Here is a 14,756-nt window from a genome sequence, read left to right on the forward strand (position 1 = left end):
ACCGGGCGGTGCCGGATACATTCGCGCGATCCCGCGCCGGCACCGCCGTCCCCTGCGGCCGGGTCCCTGCCATTCCCGGCCGATGCGGGATCGCATCTCGTGGCCGCCACCCTCGGTTGGGATGCCGGTCAGTTGGAGTATCGGGAGGGGATCCGGACCGGCAGGCTGTCGTATCCGTTGATGAAGGTCGAATAGGTCCGCGTCGGCTCGCCGGCGACCTCGATCGACGGGAAGCGGCGCAGGATCCCCTCCCACAGGATCTGCACCTGCATCTCGGCGAGGCGCGAGCCGATGCAGCGGTGGATCCCGTGGCCGAAGGACAGGTGCCGCGCGGCGTTGGGCCGCTCGAGCCAGAACCTGTCCGGGTCCTCGAACACGGCTTCGTCGCGGTTCGCCGAGAGATACCAGAGGACGACCTTGTCTCCGCGGTGGATCTGGTGGTTCCGCAGCACGACGTCCCTGGTCGCCGTGCGCCGCATATGCGCGACCGGCGTCTGCCAGCGGATGACCTCGGCGGGAAGGCCGCGCACGAGCTGAGGGTCGTTGCGGAGCTTCGCGTATTCGTCGGGATGGCTGTCGAGCGCGATGACGCTGCCGCTGATGCTGTTGCGGGTGGTGTCGTTGCCGGCGACGATCAGGAGCATCACATTGCCGTGGACCTCGTTCAGCGGCATGGATCCGGTCGTCTCGCCATGGGCGAGCAGCGAGATCAGGTCGCCCGTCGGTTCGCTGCCGCGCCGCTCGTGCCAGATTCCGGTGAAGCGGTCGAAGCACTCGCGCAGGATGCGGATCTTCTCCTCCATCGTCGCGACGATCGGGCCTCCGGGCAGGGCGGTCATCATCCGCGACCAGTAGATGAGCTGCCGGCGCTCCTCCTGCGGAAAGCCGAGGATCATCGCGAGCGTCGAGGCCGTCAGCTCGATCGACACCCTGTCGACCCAGTCGAACTCCGATCCGATCGGAAGCGCATCGAGAATGGCCTCGCACTGCGAGCGGATCATGTCGGAAAGCTGCCTGAGCCTGTCCGGAGAAAAGGCCGGCATGACGGCCCGGCGCTGCTGGGAATGGCGGGGCGGGTCCATGGAGATGAACATCGGGAGCACGTCGGGCCTTCCGGGCTCGCCCGAGATCGAGATGCCGCCGAGGGCATGATCCGACGAGAAGTTCTCATGGTCCATCTCGATGGACTTGATGTCGTCGTATCTCGTGACCGACCAGTACGGGCCGAATTCGCTGGCGGCGCAGTAATGAACCGGCGCCTCGTGGCGGAGCCGGCGCAACAGCTCCCCTCCCAGGCCTCGCTCAAACAACGGGGGCTGCGCGACGTTGATTTCCCCGATCGGGATCGAAGCGCTCCAGTCGTCCTGAATGGTCATGGACATTTTCTATCTCGCCACTGGCTGCATGCGCCGGGGCCCGCGGCCATGCCGGTCATGACTCCGCACGACCGCAGTGCGCCCCCCGCGAAGCGACGAGCATTGCCGCTCCCGATTACTCGCGCATGTCAGGCGGGCGGCATTGGGTTACAAAGCGAACCGTTCGACGGCGCTTCCGGGCTGAAGCCGGTATTTCGGCCCGGGCTTCAGCCCGGCCCTCGGATGGTCTCGACGGGAACGCCCAGCATGTATCCGGCGCCCCGCTCGGTCCGGATGATCCGGGGATCGGTGGGGTCGACCTCGAGCTTCCGGCGCAGGCGGAGAATCAGAACGTCGATGCTGCGGTCATTGACCTCCTCGGCATGCACGCGGCTGGCCGTGATCAGCTGCTCGCGCGTCAGCACCTGCCGCGGCGCCCTCAGGAGGGCGACCAGCAGGTTGAACTCCGCCGCCGTGAGCCTGACCACCTCCCGGCTCGACGCCATGAGGCTTCGGCCGCGCGTGTCCAGCTCCCACCCGGCGAACGTGTAGCGCACGCGCGGCTCGCGCCCGCGCGGCGGACGCTCCGGCTGCTCGGCCCGCCGCAGCACCATGCGGACCCGGGCCAGAAGCTCGCGCAGGCTCAGGGGCTTGGTCATGTAGTCCTCGGCTCCGAGCTCGAGGCCGAGCACCTTGTCCGCCTCTTCGCTCCTGTGGCCGGTGACGATGATGACGGGGGCATAGGCCTCGGCCAGGATGTCGCGCAACAGGTCGAGCCCGTCCTCCCGCGCGAGCTGGAGGTCGAGCACCACCAGATCGACGGGCCGCGCCTTCAGGATCCGGGTCATCGCGGCCCCGTCAGGCGCGGTGCTCACCTGGAAGGCATGGCTCGCGAGGAAATCGGCGATCAGATCGCGCATCGCGTGGTCGTCGTCGACGACGAGGATGTGCTTCTGGCTCATGGGGTCGCCCCGAGGGGGCGAGTGCCGGCACGGCGGCATCGCGAATGCCCCTTCGCCTTCCCTGTCGGTCTCGATCGCCGTAGCGGTGCCAGGGGGCCCCGCGGTGGTCGAGGACGGTCCGCGCTGGGGGGCGGCCGGGCATGGCAGGAGCGGGTGGGTGGCATGGTTCGACCGGACGGGCTGGATGTGGTCCGCCACCCGTGGCTGTCGCCGCGGGCGGCGCCGCGGCGGGGTCGCCGAGGACAGGTTTGATATGTAATGCGATCCCGCCGCGCTGAAACCGCAGAGCAATGAGTGCCAGCAAGTATGGACACCGGTCAGCGGGAGCGGATGCTCCCGCGGCACGCGCCCCGGACATCGGGATCTCTTCCCTTTCCCGGGCAGGCTTGCGCCTCGTGCCACCGATCATTTGCCGCAGCGCGAGACGAACATGCACTACCTTTTCATCAGCCCCGATTCCGGCACCCGCCATTCAGGCCCCTCCCCTTCTGGGCGGCGCCCGATCGTCACGCCTCGGCCTGCGGACCGCTCGCCCGGGGTTCCCGGCCGTGCAGTCTCCGCATTGGCCGGGATCCTGTTGTCGCTGATCCGCGAGATCCGGAACCGCCGGGCCATCAAGAAGCTCGCGGAGTTCGACGACCGCGAGCTCGCCGATATCGGAACCAGCCGGTCAAGCATCGAAAGCGCGGTGCGTTACGGCCGGCCCGACGATGCCCGGACCGGGTTCCCCCCTCACTGACGGCGACCTCCCGGACGCGCCGCCGGTCCGGCCGGGCATCTGATCGTCACGCGCCCGGCCGGGCCATCGGCGAGCCCTCGCCGCTCGTCCGAGACGCCACCCTCACTGTCCCAGCGAGGCTATGATCTCGCGGAAGGCGCGCTCGGGAAACGCCTTCAGCGTCTTAGTGCGCACCGCGCCCAGGCTGCCGAGCATCAGCGTGAAGCGCGCGGCGACGGCATCGTCGGGTGCCTCGAAGACGATGACGATGTCGAACTCGCCCATCGTCATGAAGAACTCCTTGAAGTCACCGCCCATGTCGCGAAGGGCGGCCCGCGCGGAATCGAGACGATCGGGTGAGCGTGCCACCTGGCGGATGCCCAGCTCCGTCCAGTTGGCGAGCATGATGTAGGTCGTCATGGCCTCTCCTCCGTCGTGCGAAGGGGATTCTCGCTCCATGACGGAAACACCGGCCGGGGCAGGAAGTCGCCCCGGCCGGTGGGAGCCGCGCGGGCTGCGTCGGATTTCGCGGCGCGCGGAGACCGGTCAGGGGATCCGTCTGATCACGTCGTCATAGGCCGGGAGGTCGAGATAGGCCGTCACTTCGACAGCCTTGCCGTCGCGCAGCCGGAAGATCCAGGCATAGCTGTTCCGGTAGGGCTGGCCGTCGCGTGCGGTGGCCGTGCCGTCCCAATGCACGATCACATGGTCGCCATCCGCCCAAAGCCCGTGGACGACGGGCCGCACTGGGCTGGACAGGCGTTCCGCGAAGGGCCGCACCGCGCGTTCCATGAAGTCCGCGAGGCCGCGGTAGGTCCCCGCGGCAGTGCCTGAGCCGGCGATGGTCCACGCGGCATTAGGCGCCAGGACCTCCTCGAAGAAGCCGGTACCGCCCGCAGCCCACCGCGCGAAGGCATCGCCGATCACCCGCTTGTTGCGTTCCTCGACCGCCTCCCGCATGTGGTCGGGGGCCGCGGACGCAGGCTGGGTGTCGGCATGGGTGTTTGCATGAGCGGCCGGGGAGGAAAGGGCCGCAATCACGGCCAGCACCATCGGAATTGAAAAGCGGCGCATGTCGATGATCCCTTCATCTTTGGTCGGCGGCCTGCCCGGGGATGCCCGGGCTGCCGCCGGCTCCAACGGTGTCGGCAGGATCGTGCCTGCGGCCGCCGGACCGGTAGACCGATCCTGCGGCGTCCTTGCCGGATCGCGCGGATCCGCCCCAGACCATGCATCCCTGGCCGCGCGGCGGAAGAATGTCACGGCCTGGCTATTTGACCGCGGGGCGGTCTCGCAGGACGATCGGATGCGGCCGCCGGCGGCCACGGGTCGGCGGCTGGAACGCGCATTCGATCCGGGGAGCCGGCCCGGCACAGAGGCGGGCAGGATGGGCAAGGGGCAGCATGAGCAAGAACAGCAGGAACAAGGCCGTCGGCTCCAGGCAGGCCCGGCCGGCGGCATCCACGGCGCCCAAGGCTCAGCCCAGGCTTCAGGGCGCAGCCCCGTCGAAGCCCATGCCGAGGCCGCCGTCTCGCCCTGAGCCTGATTCCGCGGGGGTCAGCATCACGGTTCCGGAACGCGGGCGCAGCCTGATCGAGAGCGCGGTGAGCCTGATGCAGGCCGGAGAGGATCCCGCGACCGCCCTGCTGCGCGCCGTCGGCAGCCAGCGCCAGGCCGAGGCCCCTTCGCGGCGGCCGCCGGTCCAGGACGACGATCAGGCGCGCCTGCGCGACGAGAGGAACATGACGCTCCTGCGCTCGCGCCTCGAGGCGAGCGAGCTTCAGGCGGCCGCGGTGCTGGGGCGGCACCTCCAGCAGCTGAAGGGATGGCGCCGGATGCTGGTGCGCTTCGCCGGCATCGACGCGTGAGCACGGCCGCGGCCGGGCGGACCGCGGTCCGCCCGGGCCGGCATCATGCGATCCGCGCCGGCGCAGCCGCCGGCTTGGCGGCGCGCAGGATCATCCCGAACAGGTCCCGCGGCTCGTCCGGGTCGGCCAGCATGTCCAGGTTCTCGTAGAGCCCGGTGCCCGCCACCTTGTCCCGGACATAGCGCAGGGCAGAGAAGTCCTCGACCGCGAAGCCGACGGAATCGAATAGGGTGATCTGCCGCGGGCTCCGCCGGCCGGGCGCCTGGCCCGTCATCACCTTCCAGAGCTCGGTCACGGGATGGTCGGATGCGAGTTGCTGGATCTCGCCCTCGATCCGCGTCTGGGGGGCGTATTCCACGAAGATGTCGGACCGCATCAGGATGTCCCGGTGCAGCTCCGTCTTCCCGGGGCAGTCCCCGCCGACCGCGTTGATGTGCACCCCCGCCCCGACCATGTTGTCGGTCAGGATCGTGGCATACTGCTTGTCCGCGGTGACCGTGGTGATGATGTCCGCGCCCTCGACCGCCTCCTCGGTCGAGCGGCAGGGGACGATGTCGAAGCCGCGGCCGCGCAGGTTGCGCATGCACTTCTCGGACGCGCCGGGATCGATGTCGTAGAGCCGAAGGCTGCGCACGCCGAGCAGGGCCCCGAAGGCGAGCGCCTGAAACTCCGACTGCGCGCCGTTGCCGATGATCGCCATGCACCGCGCACCGGGCGGCGCCAGGTGCCGGGCCGCCACGGCCGAGGTGGCGGCCGTGCGCAGCGCCGTCAGGATGGTCATCTCCGACATCAGCACGGGGTATCCGTTGCCGACATCGGACAGCACGCCGAAGGCCGCCACGGTCTGGCGTCCCTCGCGCGCGTTCTTGGGGTGGCCGTTGACGTATTTGAACCCATAGACACGGCCGTCGCTGGTGGGCATCAGCTCGATGACGCCCTCGGCGCTGTGGGTGGCGAGGCGGGGCGTCTTGTCGAAGGCCTCCCACCGGCGGAAGTCCTCCTCGACATAGTCGGCGAGCTCCGTGAGGAAGCGCTCCACCCCGATGTGCAGCACCAGCTTCATCATGTGGTCGACGCTGACGAAGGGGACGATGTTCAGGTTGGGGATCACGATCGGAAGCTCCTCGTGGGATAATCCAGGACGCGGCGGCCCATCAGGCTCGCCAGCAGGTCCACCATCAGGATCGCGGTGCGCCCGCGCTCGTCGAGGAAGGGGTTGAGCTCCACCAGCTCGACGCTGCTGACCAGCCCGCTCTCGTGCAGCATCTCCATCACGAGATGCGCCTCGCGGAAGGTGGCGCCGCCGGGCACGGTGGTGCCGACGCCGGGCGCGATGCCGGGGTCGAGGAAATCCACGTCCAGGCTGACATGCAGCAGGCCGTCGGCTTCCGCCACGCGCTGCAGGAAGGGGCGCAGCAGCGGCGCGATGCCGTGCTCGTCGATCCGGCGCATGTCGTGGACGGTGATCCCGGAATGCTCGAGCGCCCGCCGCTCCGCGGGATCGACGCTGCGGATCCCCAGCATGCAGACATTGGCGGGATCGAGGCATGCCGGCGGCCGCGGGAAAAAGCCGTCGAAGCCCGGGCGCCCGGTGGCATAGGCCATGGGAACGCCATGGAGGTTGCCGGTCTCCGACGTCTCCAGGGTGTGGAAGTCGGGATGGGCGTCGAGCCAAAGCACGAACAGCGGCCGGCGCATCTCCGCCGCCCGCAGCGCCAGCCCGGTCAGGGTACCGGCGGCAAGACAGTGATCGCCGCCCAGGAAGATCGGCATGGCGTCCCGGCCAGCGCTCGCCTCGTAGGCGTGGCGGGCCAGCGCGGCTGTCCATCCCGCGACCTCCGGAAGGAGCTTCAGCGCGCCGTTGCCATGGGTCATGGGCCGCAGCGGCACCGGCGCCACGTTGCCGAGGTCGGCGACCTCGTAGCCGAGATCGGCCAGGGACTTCGCGATCCCGGCGGCACGGAAGGCGCTCGGCCCCATCTCGCAGCCGGGACGTCCGGCGCCGTCCTGCACCGGAACGCCGATCAGGCGGCATTGCGTCACGTGTCGAAGGCTCATCTGAGGGTGTCTTCGGCTGTTCCGCCCGCCAACAGCAGACCACAGGCGCGCGGCGGATTGGACAGGCCAATTTGACAGGATTGTTGAAGTGGCTTAGCAAAATGCGTGGTTACGCTTCTCAGATCGGCGGAGGCGGCATGCAGACGGAGATGGACGCGCTCGACGAGCGGCTGGTCACCCTGCTGCGCCATGACGGGCGGAGCAGCATCTCCGAGCTCGCGGCGGCGCTTCGGGTGTCGCGGGCGACGGTGCGCGCGCGGATGGACCGGCTGCGGGATTCCGGCGTCATCCTGGGCTATACCGTGATCCTGCGCGCCGACACGGTGGAGGCGCCAGTCCGCGGGATCATGCTGATCGAGGTCGAGGGAGCGTCCGGCGACCGCGTCGTGCGGACCCTGAGCGGCTTTCCCGAGATCCTGGAGATCCACAGCACCAATGGCCGCTGGGACCTGATCGTGGAGCTGTCCGCCTCCAGCCTGCCGGAACTCGACGCGGTCCTGCGCAGGATCCGCCTGGTCCCGGGGATCACGAGCAGCGAGACGAACCTGCTCCTGAACACGCCGCGCAGCACCCGGGCCCGCCTGTAGGCCCCCGTCTGAAGGCCCGTCGCCCGCAAAAACTGTTCGCTTCCTTCGCAGTGGTCGGTATGGTTCCCGCAACCGCAGGTGACGCGGCAGGATCGGACGGATCATGGATCACCAGGGACGGCAGGAGCGGAGACGGCGCTGCATCGGCCTCGTGGCCGGCGCCCTCGCCTTCCTCGTGCAGGTGATCGCATGGTCCTGGTTCCCGGCCATGACGGCTTCGGCCGCCGAAACCGTTCCGATCTGCTCGGCGGACGGCATCACCTACCACGTGGTTCAGGTGGACCCGGACGCCCCGTCCGGCGAGCAGCCGGCGGGCAAGGGCGGGCACGGCTGCCCGCTGTGCCCGCTGGTCTCCGGCCTGTCGGTGCCGCCGCCCGACGCCGTTCTGGTCCTGCCCGCCGCCATGGTGCGGCAGGGCAGCATCGCCCTTCCCGGCGAGCGCATCGCGGCCGGCTGGTTCCTCTCGACCCTCCAGGCCCGCGCCCCGCCGACGGCGGCCTGACGCCGCCCGAGCTGCGCGCCCGAGGTTCCGGCGGGCACGGCGGCGATCCCCGACGCGGATCCGCGTTCGACCGGCGTGTCCCGCCGCGAACGCGTTCTCATCCATGCCACGCAGGTGCGCCCTCGGCGCACGTCCTCGCAGATGCGCCTCCGGCGCACGTCCTCGCAGATGCGCCTCCGGCGCACGGAGACAGCCATGCGATTCATCGCACGCCCCATCGCCGCGGCGGCCCTCGCCGCCTCGCTCGCAACCCTCCCCGCGCATGCCCGCGCCGCGGACATCGAGGTTCACCGGGCCTGGACCCGCGCGACCCCGCCGGGCGCCCCGACCGCTGGCGGCTACATGGTCGTGCGGAACACAGGTGCCACCGGCGATCGCATACTCGGCGGCTCGACGCCGATCGCCGAGAGGGTCGAGGTCCACGAGATGGCCGTCGTCGACGGCGTCATGAAGATGCGGGCCCTGGCCGACGGCCTCGCGGTCCCGGCCGGCGGCGAGGTGACCCTCGCGCCCGGCGGCCACCACCTCATGCTGATCGGCCTGAGGGATTCGCTGAAGGCCGGAACCACGGTTCCGCTGACGCTGACCTTCGAGAAGGCCGGCGATCTCCGGCTCGACCTCTCCGTCGCCGCGATCGGCGGCATGCCGGGTCACGGGGCCGCCGCCGCGGGAGGCCAGCCATGAAGCTCCGGTCCATCCTGCCGCTCCTGGCCGTCGCCTTCGTTCTGGTCCTCTCCGCGATCGCGGTGGTGGCGACCTTCGGCCTCGGGCAGCGCCCCGGGACCACTGCGCGGGACGCGGGCGTGGCCGATATCGGCGGCCCCTTCCGCATGCTCGACCAGAAGGGATCGGCCGTGACCGAGGCGGACCTGCTCGGCAAGCCGACGGTGATCTTCTTCGGCTTCACCTTCTGCCCCGAGGTGTGCCCGACAACGCTGCACGAGCTGACCACGGCCATCCAGGAGCTGGGGCCCGATGCCGATCGGCTCAACTTCGTCTTCGTGTCGGTCGACCCCGAGCGCGACACGCCGGAGCAACTCGCCCTGTATCTCTCGGCGTTCGATCCGCGCATCCGCGGCTTCACCGGCACGCAGGAGCAGGTGGACGGGATCGCCAAGGCCTATCGCGTCTATCACAGGCGCGTGCCGACCGGCGATGGCAGCTACACCATGGACCATACGGCGACCGTGTACCTGATGGACGCCGACGGCCGCTTCTCCGGCACCATCGCCTATGCCGAGAACCGCGACACCGCCCTGGGCAAGCTGCGCCGGCTCGCCGGCCTGAGGGCATGAGCGGCGCCATGGACGCAAAGCCGTCCGGCGCCGCGGGACGCAGGGCATGACCTTCCGGCGGCACGGGCGGGACCGGGGCGGCATCGGCCTTACGGCCGGCGCGCTCGCGTTCCTGTGCCAGATGATCGCCTGGGCCTGGTGCCCCATCGCGGGACCGGCGAACGTGGTCCTCGTTCCCTTTTGCACGCCGGACGGCATGGTCCATCGCGCCGTCTCGGCAGAAGACGGCAAGCCGGTCCCGGACGGCGGCGGGCCCGCCGGCAAACGGTCCGATGCGCCCGAATCCGGATGCCCGCTGGGGGCCCTGCTCTCGGGGCTTTCCGCTCCGCCCGCCAATATCACTCTCGTTCCGCCGGGCACCCCGCCCCGGCATGGCGCTCCCAGCCTGGCCGGCCAGACCGTCGCCACCGGCTGGTTCCTTTCGACGCTCCAGGCCCGGGCACCGCCCGCGGCCTGAGAGGCCGCATCGGCGCGGGCTTGCGGGTTCCACCCGCCCTCACCGCCCGTCCCGCAGTCGCTGCTCACCCATCCCCCGGACTTCAGCGCGCGCCGGCAGGCGCACGCGCCTCGTCACGACGGCTCCGTCCCGTTCCCCTGGCGTCCGCGCCGGAAACGGGCTTGCCGCTTCTCTGCCATCAGGCGGCTTCCATGCCGCCCTACCGAAGGTCCATGCCATGTCCACCCAGGCTCTCGACCAGGCCCGGCCCATTCAGGCGCCGGGCAGCGTGTCCGACCTCTATCGCGCCGTCTGGCGCTGGCATTTCTATGCGGGGCTGCTCGTCCTGCCCTTCCTGATCATCCTCGCGGCGACGGGCGCGCTCTATCTCTTCCGCGACGAGATCGACACCCTCGTGCATGCGGACCTGAAGCAGGTCCGGGAGCAGGCCGTTCAGCCGCTGCCGCCCATTGCCCTGGTGGAGAGGGCGCTGGCGGCGCATCCGGGAACGGCGGTCAAGTTCATGCCGGCGTCATCGCCCGCCAGCTCGGCGGAAGTCACCGTCGCGACGGAGGGGAATGCGCGGATCGCGGTCTATCTGAACCCCTATGACGGTCGCGTCCTGGGCAGCCTCCCGGACAGGGGGACGGTCATGTGGATCGTGCGCGAGATCCACAGCCTCGCCTTTCTCGGGCCGGTGGCCCAGGGCATGATCGAGATCGCGGGCGCCTGGTCGATCATGCTGGTGGGGACCGGCGTCTATCTCTGGTGGCCGCGCGGCCAGGCCGGCGGCGTGGTCAGCCTGCGCGGCACCCCGCGGCGGCGGGTCTTCTGGCGCGATCTCCATGCCGTGACTGGGGCCTTCGTCGGAGTGGTCCTCGTCTTCCTCGCGGCGACCGGCATGCCCTGGTCGGTGCTCTGGGGCGCCAAGGTCAACGAATGGGCCAACGGGCAAAACTTCGGGTATCCCGCGGGCGTCCGGGTCGCCGTGCCGATGTCGGACGAGCACCTGAACCACATCGCCCCGACGACCTGGTCGCTGGAGCAGGCGAAGGTGCCGGAATCGACGCCTCCCGGATCGACGGCCCCCACGGGCGAGCCGATCGGCCTCGACCGGGCCGTCGCGATCCTCGACGGCCTCGGCCTGCACGCGGGCTACGTCGTCAACCTGCCGCGCGGCCCGCGCGGGGTCTATACCGGCTCGGTCTACCCCGACGACCTGTCGCGCCAGCGGGTCGTCCATCTCGACCAGTACTCCGGCCGCCCGCTCATCGACATGAGCTATGCCGATTACGGCCCGCTGGGCAGGGGCCTCGAATGGGGCATCAACGTCCATCTCGGACGGGAGTTCGGGCTGGCCAACCAGCTCCTGCTGCTGGCGGCCTGCCTGGCGATCATCGTCCTTTCGGCCTCGGGGGCGGTCATGTGGTGGAAGCGGCGTCCCCGGGGATCCCTCGGCGTGCCGCCGGCGCCCGCCGACCGGGCCAAGCTGCGCGGGGTCGTCGCCATCCTGGCGGTCGGCGGCATCGTCTTCCCCCTGGCCGGCCTCTCGCTCGTCGCGATGCTCGCCCTGGACCGGCTGGTGACGGCACGCCGCCGGACGCGCACCGCCTGAGCGGCGGGGAGCCGGCGCGCGCTGCGCGCCGGCACGGCGATCACCGGTATCGGCCGGCCTCGATGGCAGAGGCCGGCCGACGCTGCCGGCACAAAGCGCAGCCCACTCATACGACGGTGTTCGGCCGCTGCCGGTGGCTCGAACGGGCCTGCGGAGGAGTCCAGCCTCTAGCAGAACGGCTCACGCTTCTGCGCTGCTGGCTGCGAGCGTTCGGGCATCCCGATCCCGGGCCGATCGAAGAAGTCGTCCCAGAGAGCATCGGCCGGCACGATGACTCGCCGGCTACCCTCGCGCAGGATCACGACTTCCTTGATGCCCTTCGGAAAGAACACGTCCTTCGGCAGGCTCACCGCTTGGCGGCGGTTTGACTGAAACAAGGTCGTTCGGACCGCCATACGGCACCTCTCGAGGCTTGTATGGCCGGCACATTCCGTGCCGGGGACGCACTGCGGCATCCAGAGTTACCACGCGTTCCAATGGGGCATCGCCGCCGCAATCCATCGCCCCTATCCACCGAAGCGCTCGGTCCGGATCGTGGCGGGGTCGAGGCCGAGATCGAGGAGAGGGGCGGTGACGGCCTCGACGAACGGGTTCGCCCCGCAGACGAAGGTCAGGCGGGGGGGACCGCCGAGGCGGGCGAGCGCGTCCCCGAGCATGGCGGCATCGACGCGCCGGCCGGCATCCTGCGGCCGGCGTGGCCGGTCCCGGGAAAGGGCGAGCACGAGATCGAAACCGGCTTCGGCCTCGTCGCGCCGCAGCAGCTCGTCGCGGGCGATGAGGTCGTCCCAGCCGCGGGCCGCGTAGAGGAGCAGCGCCGGCACGTCCGGCGCCGCGAGCGCGCGATGGCGCAGGATCGACAGGAGCGGGGCCACGCCCGAGCCGCCGCCGACCAGCAGGAGCGGCCCACCATCGGACGCCTGCCAGGCGAAGTGTCCGCCGAAAGGGCCCCGGATCTCGATGGCGTCGCCCGCCTCGGCGACATCATGGAAGTACGGGGAGACCTCGCCGTCGTCGAGCCGTTCGACCACCAGCTCGTAGACGCCCTCCTCGGCCGGCGCCGAGGCGACGGAGTAGCTGCGCTGGGCTTGATAGCCGTCGGGGGCCGTCAGGCGGATGTCGAGGTGCTGGCCCGGCGTGAAGGGACGCCAGTGCTGAGGGCGCAGGAAAAGGCTGCGGACGCGCGCGGTCTGCTGCGCAATCCGCTCGATCACCGCCTCCTGCCAGGGCACGGGACGGCCGGCATCCGCCGCGGCGTCCACCCTCAGTCGCCCGAGAAGCGCTGCTCGCGCCAGGGATCGCCGTAGATGTGATAGCCCCGCAGCTCCCAGAAGCCGGGCTCATCGCGTTCCGTGAACTGCAGGCCGTTGATCCACTTGGCCGATTTCCAGAAGTAGAGATGCGGCACGAGGAGCCGCGCCGGGCCTCCATGATCGGGAGTAAGCGGCCTGCCGTCGTAATGGGTCGCGACCATCGCCCTGCCGCCGACGAGATCGGCCACGGGCACGTTGGTCGCGTAGCCGTCGAAGGAATGGGCAAGGGTGAAGGGCGTCGGGGGCTCGATCCCCGCATCGGTGAGGAGGTCGTCGACGAGCACGCCCTGCCAGGGCGTGTCGAGCTTCGACCATTTCGTGACGCAGTGGATGTCCCTGGTGACGCTGGTCTGGGGCAGGGCGTTGAACGCCTCCCAGGTCCAGCGCTTCACCGGCCGCGGGCCGACCTTCAGCGTAAACGACCAGTCCTCCAGCGACACCCGCGGGGTCGGGCCGGCCGAGAGCACGGGGAAGTCCGCGGTGAGCGACTGGCCCGGGGGAATGCGGTCCGCCACCTCCGATGCGGGCCTACGGCCGGTGAAGCCTCGCGTGACCATGGGACGCCTCCGTGCTTCGTCACGTGCGAATTGAGGATCGATCGCCGGACTCTACCATCAACGCGGGCGAGCGGGCGATCCGTCCGACGGAGTTGCTCCCGGTCACCGATGCGTGGGTCGCGGCGGTCCGCCCGTCTACCCGGCCTCGTCCGGCGACGCGTCGCGCGGCCAGTGGCGGCGGAGCTTGGCCGCGCAGACGACGAGCGGGACGGACAGGGCGAACCAGCAGATCCCGTGCCAGTACCCATCGCCGAGGATGGCCGCGACGAGGCCGAGGAGGGACAGCACGGCGAGCGCCGTGGGCATGAGCCAGACGCCGCTCATGCCTGGCTCTCCGATGCGCCGCGCGCTGGGCTCCCGATCGGGGCCCGCCGCGTGCGCGGACGCTTCAGCCAGGCCACGAAGCCGGTGACCGTCACCGCCCCGACGATCACCGTGAAGAGCGCCCAGATGATCTGCAGCGGCAGGCCGCCGTAGTCGCCGAAATGGAAGGGCCCGGAGAACAGCAGCGCCGTGACGTACCAGGGCATGTCCGCCTTCTCGACCACGGCACCCGACCGGGCGTCGACCATGGCGACGCTGAGGATCTTCTCGGTGAGCTCGGTATGGCCGCGCACCATCACGCTGAAATGACGATCGCTGGAATAGGTGGTGCCGGGATAGGCGACGAAGGCGAGGTCCTTGCCGGGAAAGGCCGCCAGGCCCGCCTCGGCCGCCGCGTCGACGGTGATGGTCGCGCCGTCCATGGGGCCGGTGTGGCGGCCGGACATCGCGGCCAGCTCCGTCGCCTGCCAGTAGCCGATGATCAGGGGCGAGAAGGAGAGGATCGCTCCCGTCAGGCCGACCACGAAGGCCCAGACCAGGGTGGCGATCCCGAAGAGGTTGTGGAGGTCGATGTTGCTGATGCGCACCCCGCGGCCGAAGCGCAGGATCCCGAAGGCCAGCTTCTTCATGAAGGGCCCGTAGACGACCAGCCCGCTGACGGTGCTCGCGACGAACAGCAGGCCCATGACGCCGACGAACATCTGCCCGGCGAAGCCGGTGAACAGATCGACATGCAGCTTGAGAAAGAAGCCCGTCAGGGACTCCTCAGGCGGCTTCACCACCTGCGTCGCACCGGTGTAGCCGTTCAGCGCCACCCAGCGCCCGTCCTGGAAATCCCGGACGCCCGGAGCGCTGACGAAGACGTAGGTGAGGCCCGGCTCCTCGGGATCGAGCGAGACGAACTTGGGAAGAAGCGACGGGTCGGTTGCCTGCGCGGCGTCGGCCAGCGCACGCAGGGGCAGGCGGGGCTGCCCCTCCGCTGCGGTGGCGTCGAAATCGTCGCCCATGAGGTGTTCGATCTCGTGGTGGAACACCAGGATCAGCCCGGTGACGCAGAGCACGAGCAGGTTCAGGGAGCAGACGAGGCTGGTCCAGCGATGGACGAGGCGCCAGCCACGCAGGGTTCCAGGGGTCATGGCGGTGGTCCTTGCTTGGGGTGGAGCGGGGAA

19 protein-coding genes are annotated in these 14,756 nt (G+C 70.1%); 8 read left to right on the forward strand and 11 right to left on the reverse strand.

Annotation, left to right across the window (positions count from 1 at the left end; translation table 11 throughout):
- Nucleotides 1-128: 128 nt before the first annotated feature.
- Both JUB13_RS22790 and JUB13_RS22795 read right to left on the reverse strand, forming a co-directional pair.
- Entirely contained in the window at nucleotides 129-1,382 is a 1,254-nt protein-coding gene (locus tag JUB13_RS22790; RefSeq protein ID WP_207482989.1) for a cytochrome P450, read from the reverse strand.
- A 200-nt stretch (nucleotides 1,383-1,582) separates the two neighbouring features.
- Nucleotides 1,583-2,317 carry a response regulator gene (locus tag JUB13_RS22795; protein WP_207482991.1) on the reverse strand — a complete coding sequence of 245 codons (735 nt, stop codon included), beginning with the start codon at nucleotides 2,315-2,317 and terminating at the stop codon, nucleotides 1,583-1,585.
- A gap of 430 nt (nucleotides 2,318-2,747) precedes the next feature.
- Between JUB13_RS22795 and JUB13_RS22800 the strand changes: the two genes are divergently transcribed.
- The gene (locus JUB13_RS22800; RefSeq protein ID WP_207482993.1) at nucleotides 2,748-3,056 is read left to right on the forward strand and encodes a DUF1127 domain-containing protein; all 309 of its coding nucleotides are present in this window, start codon (nucleotides 2,748-2,750) and stop codon (nucleotides 3,054-3,056) included.
- Between the two features lie 102 nt (nucleotides 3,057-3,158).
- Here the strand turns inward: JUB13_RS22800 and JUB13_RS22805 are convergent, their stop codons facing one another.
- A complete protein-coding gene (locus JUB13_RS22805; protein ID WP_207482995.1) occupies nucleotides 3,159-3,455 on the reverse strand; it encodes a GYD domain-containing protein in 297 nt (98 codons plus the stop codon).
- 126 nt (nucleotides 3,456-3,581) lie between these two features.
- Nucleotides 3,582-4,109 (reverse strand): nuclear transport factor 2 family protein, encoded by a 528-nt coding sequence (locus tag JUB13_RS22810; protein WP_207482996.1) that lies wholly within the window; start codon nucleotides 4,107-4,109, stop codon nucleotides 3,582-3,584.
- 329 nt (nucleotides 4,110-4,438) lie between these two features.
- Between JUB13_RS22810 and JUB13_RS22815 the strand changes: the two genes are divergently transcribed.
- Nucleotides 4,439-4,903 carry a hypothetical protein gene (locus JUB13_RS22815; protein ID WP_207482998.1) on the forward strand — a complete coding sequence of 155 codons (465 nt, stop codon included), beginning with the start codon at nucleotides 4,439-4,441 and terminating at the stop codon, nucleotides 4,901-4,903.
- Nucleotides 4,904-4,946: 43 nt separating this feature from the next.
- Here JUB13_RS22815 and JUB13_RS22820 read toward each other — a convergent pair whose 3' ends face one another.
- Nucleotides 4,947-6,014, reverse strand: a complete 1,068-nt coding sequence (locus tag JUB13_RS22820) for an ornithine cyclodeaminase (RefSeq protein WP_207483000.1) — start codon at nucleotides 6,012-6,014, stop codon at nucleotides 4,947-4,949.
- A complete protein-coding gene (gene rocF / locus JUB13_RS22825; protein WP_207483002.1) occupies nucleotides 6,011-6,961 on the reverse strand; it encodes an arginase in 951 nt (316 codons plus the stop codon). The genes JUB13_RS22820 and rocF overlap by 4 nt, the downstream gene beginning before the upstream one ends.
- 137 nt (nucleotides 6,962-7,098) lie before the next feature.
- Between rocF and JUB13_RS22830 the strand changes: the two genes are divergently transcribed.
- The 6 genes from JUB13_RS22830 to JUB13_RS22855 all read left to right on the forward strand — a co-directional run bounded on the left by JUB13_RS22830 (nucleotide 7,099) and on the right by JUB13_RS22855 (nucleotide 11,396).
- Nucleotides 7,099-7,548, forward strand: coding sequence for an Lrp/AsnC family transcriptional regulator (locus JUB13_RS22830; RefSeq protein WP_236025154.1), 450 nt, complete (start codon nucleotides 7,099-7,101; stop codon nucleotides 7,546-7,548).
- Nucleotides 7,549-7,651: 103 nt separating this feature from the next.
- Complete coding sequence (locus JUB13_RS22835) at nucleotides 7,652-8,050, forward strand: DUF2946 family protein (RefSeq protein ID WP_207483004.1); 399 nt, start codon at nucleotides 7,652-7,654, stop codon at nucleotides 8,048-8,050.
- A 195-nt stretch (nucleotides 8,051-8,245) separates the two neighbouring features.
- Nucleotides 8,246-8,734, forward strand: a complete 489-nt coding sequence (locus JUB13_RS22840) for a copper chaperone PCu(A)C (protein ID WP_207483006.1) — start codon at nucleotides 8,246-8,248, stop codon at nucleotides 8,732-8,734.
- A complete protein-coding gene (locus JUB13_RS22845) occupies nucleotides 8,731-9,345 on the forward strand; it encodes an SCO family protein (protein WP_207483008.1) in 615 nt (204 codons plus the stop codon). The genes JUB13_RS22840 and JUB13_RS22845 overlap by 4 nt, the downstream gene beginning before the upstream one ends.
- A 46-nt stretch (nucleotides 9,346-9,391) precedes the next feature.
- Nucleotides 9,392-9,802 (forward strand): DUF2946 family protein, encoded by a 411-nt coding sequence (locus JUB13_RS22850; protein ID WP_207483010.1) that lies wholly within the window; start codon nucleotides 9,392-9,394, stop codon nucleotides 9,800-9,802.
- 217 nt (nucleotides 9,803-10,019) lie between these two features.
- Nucleotides 10,020-11,396 carry a PepSY-associated TM helix domain-containing protein gene (locus JUB13_RS22855; protein ID WP_207483012.1) on the forward strand — a complete coding sequence of 459 codons (1,377 nt, stop codon included), beginning with the start codon at nucleotides 10,020-10,022 and terminating at the stop codon, nucleotides 11,394-11,396.
- A gap of 167 nt (nucleotides 11,397-11,563) precedes the next feature.
- Here the strand turns inward: JUB13_RS22855 and vapB are convergent, their stop codons facing one another.
- The 5 genes from vapB to JUB13_RS22880 form a co-directional block, all read right to left on the reverse strand.
- Entirely contained in the window at nucleotides 11,564-11,791 is a 228-nt protein-coding gene (vapB, locus tag JUB13_RS22860) for a type II toxin-antitoxin system VapB family antitoxin (RefSeq protein ID WP_207483013.1), read from the reverse strand.
- A 111-nt stretch (nucleotides 11,792-11,902) separates the two neighbouring features.
- Nucleotides 11,903-12,655 (reverse strand): FAD-binding oxidoreductase, encoded by a 753-nt coding sequence (locus JUB13_RS22865; protein ID WP_207483015.1) that lies wholly within the window; start codon nucleotides 12,653-12,655, stop codon nucleotides 11,903-11,905.
- A gap of 2 nt (nucleotides 12,656-12,657) precedes the next feature.
- Nucleotides 12,658-13,263, reverse strand: coding sequence for a sulfite oxidase-like oxidoreductase (locus tag JUB13_RS22870; protein ID WP_207483017.1), 606 nt, complete (start codon nucleotides 13,261-13,263; stop codon nucleotides 12,658-12,660).
- Nucleotides 13,264-13,398: 135 nt separating this feature from the next.
- Nucleotides 13,399-13,587: a hypothetical protein gene (locus tag JUB13_RS22875; RefSeq protein WP_207483019.1), complete on the reverse strand. Its 189-nt coding sequence runs from the start codon at nucleotides 13,585-13,587 to the stop codon at nucleotides 13,399-13,401.
- The gene (locus tag JUB13_RS22880) at nucleotides 13,584-14,723 is read right to left on the reverse strand and encodes a PepSY-associated TM helix domain-containing protein (RefSeq protein ID WP_207483021.1); all 1,140 of its coding nucleotides are present in this window, start codon (nucleotides 14,721-14,723) and stop codon (nucleotides 13,584-13,586) included. The genes JUB13_RS22875 and JUB13_RS22880 overlap by 4 nt, the downstream gene beginning before the upstream one ends.
- Between the last annotated feature and the right edge of the window lie 33 nt (nucleotides 14,724-14,756).

It is taken from the genome of Arenibaculum pallidiluteum (assembly GCF_017355985.1).
Lineage (GTDB): Bacteria > Pseudomonadota > Alphaproteobacteria > Azospirillales > Azospirillaceae > Arenibaculum > Arenibaculum pallidiluteum.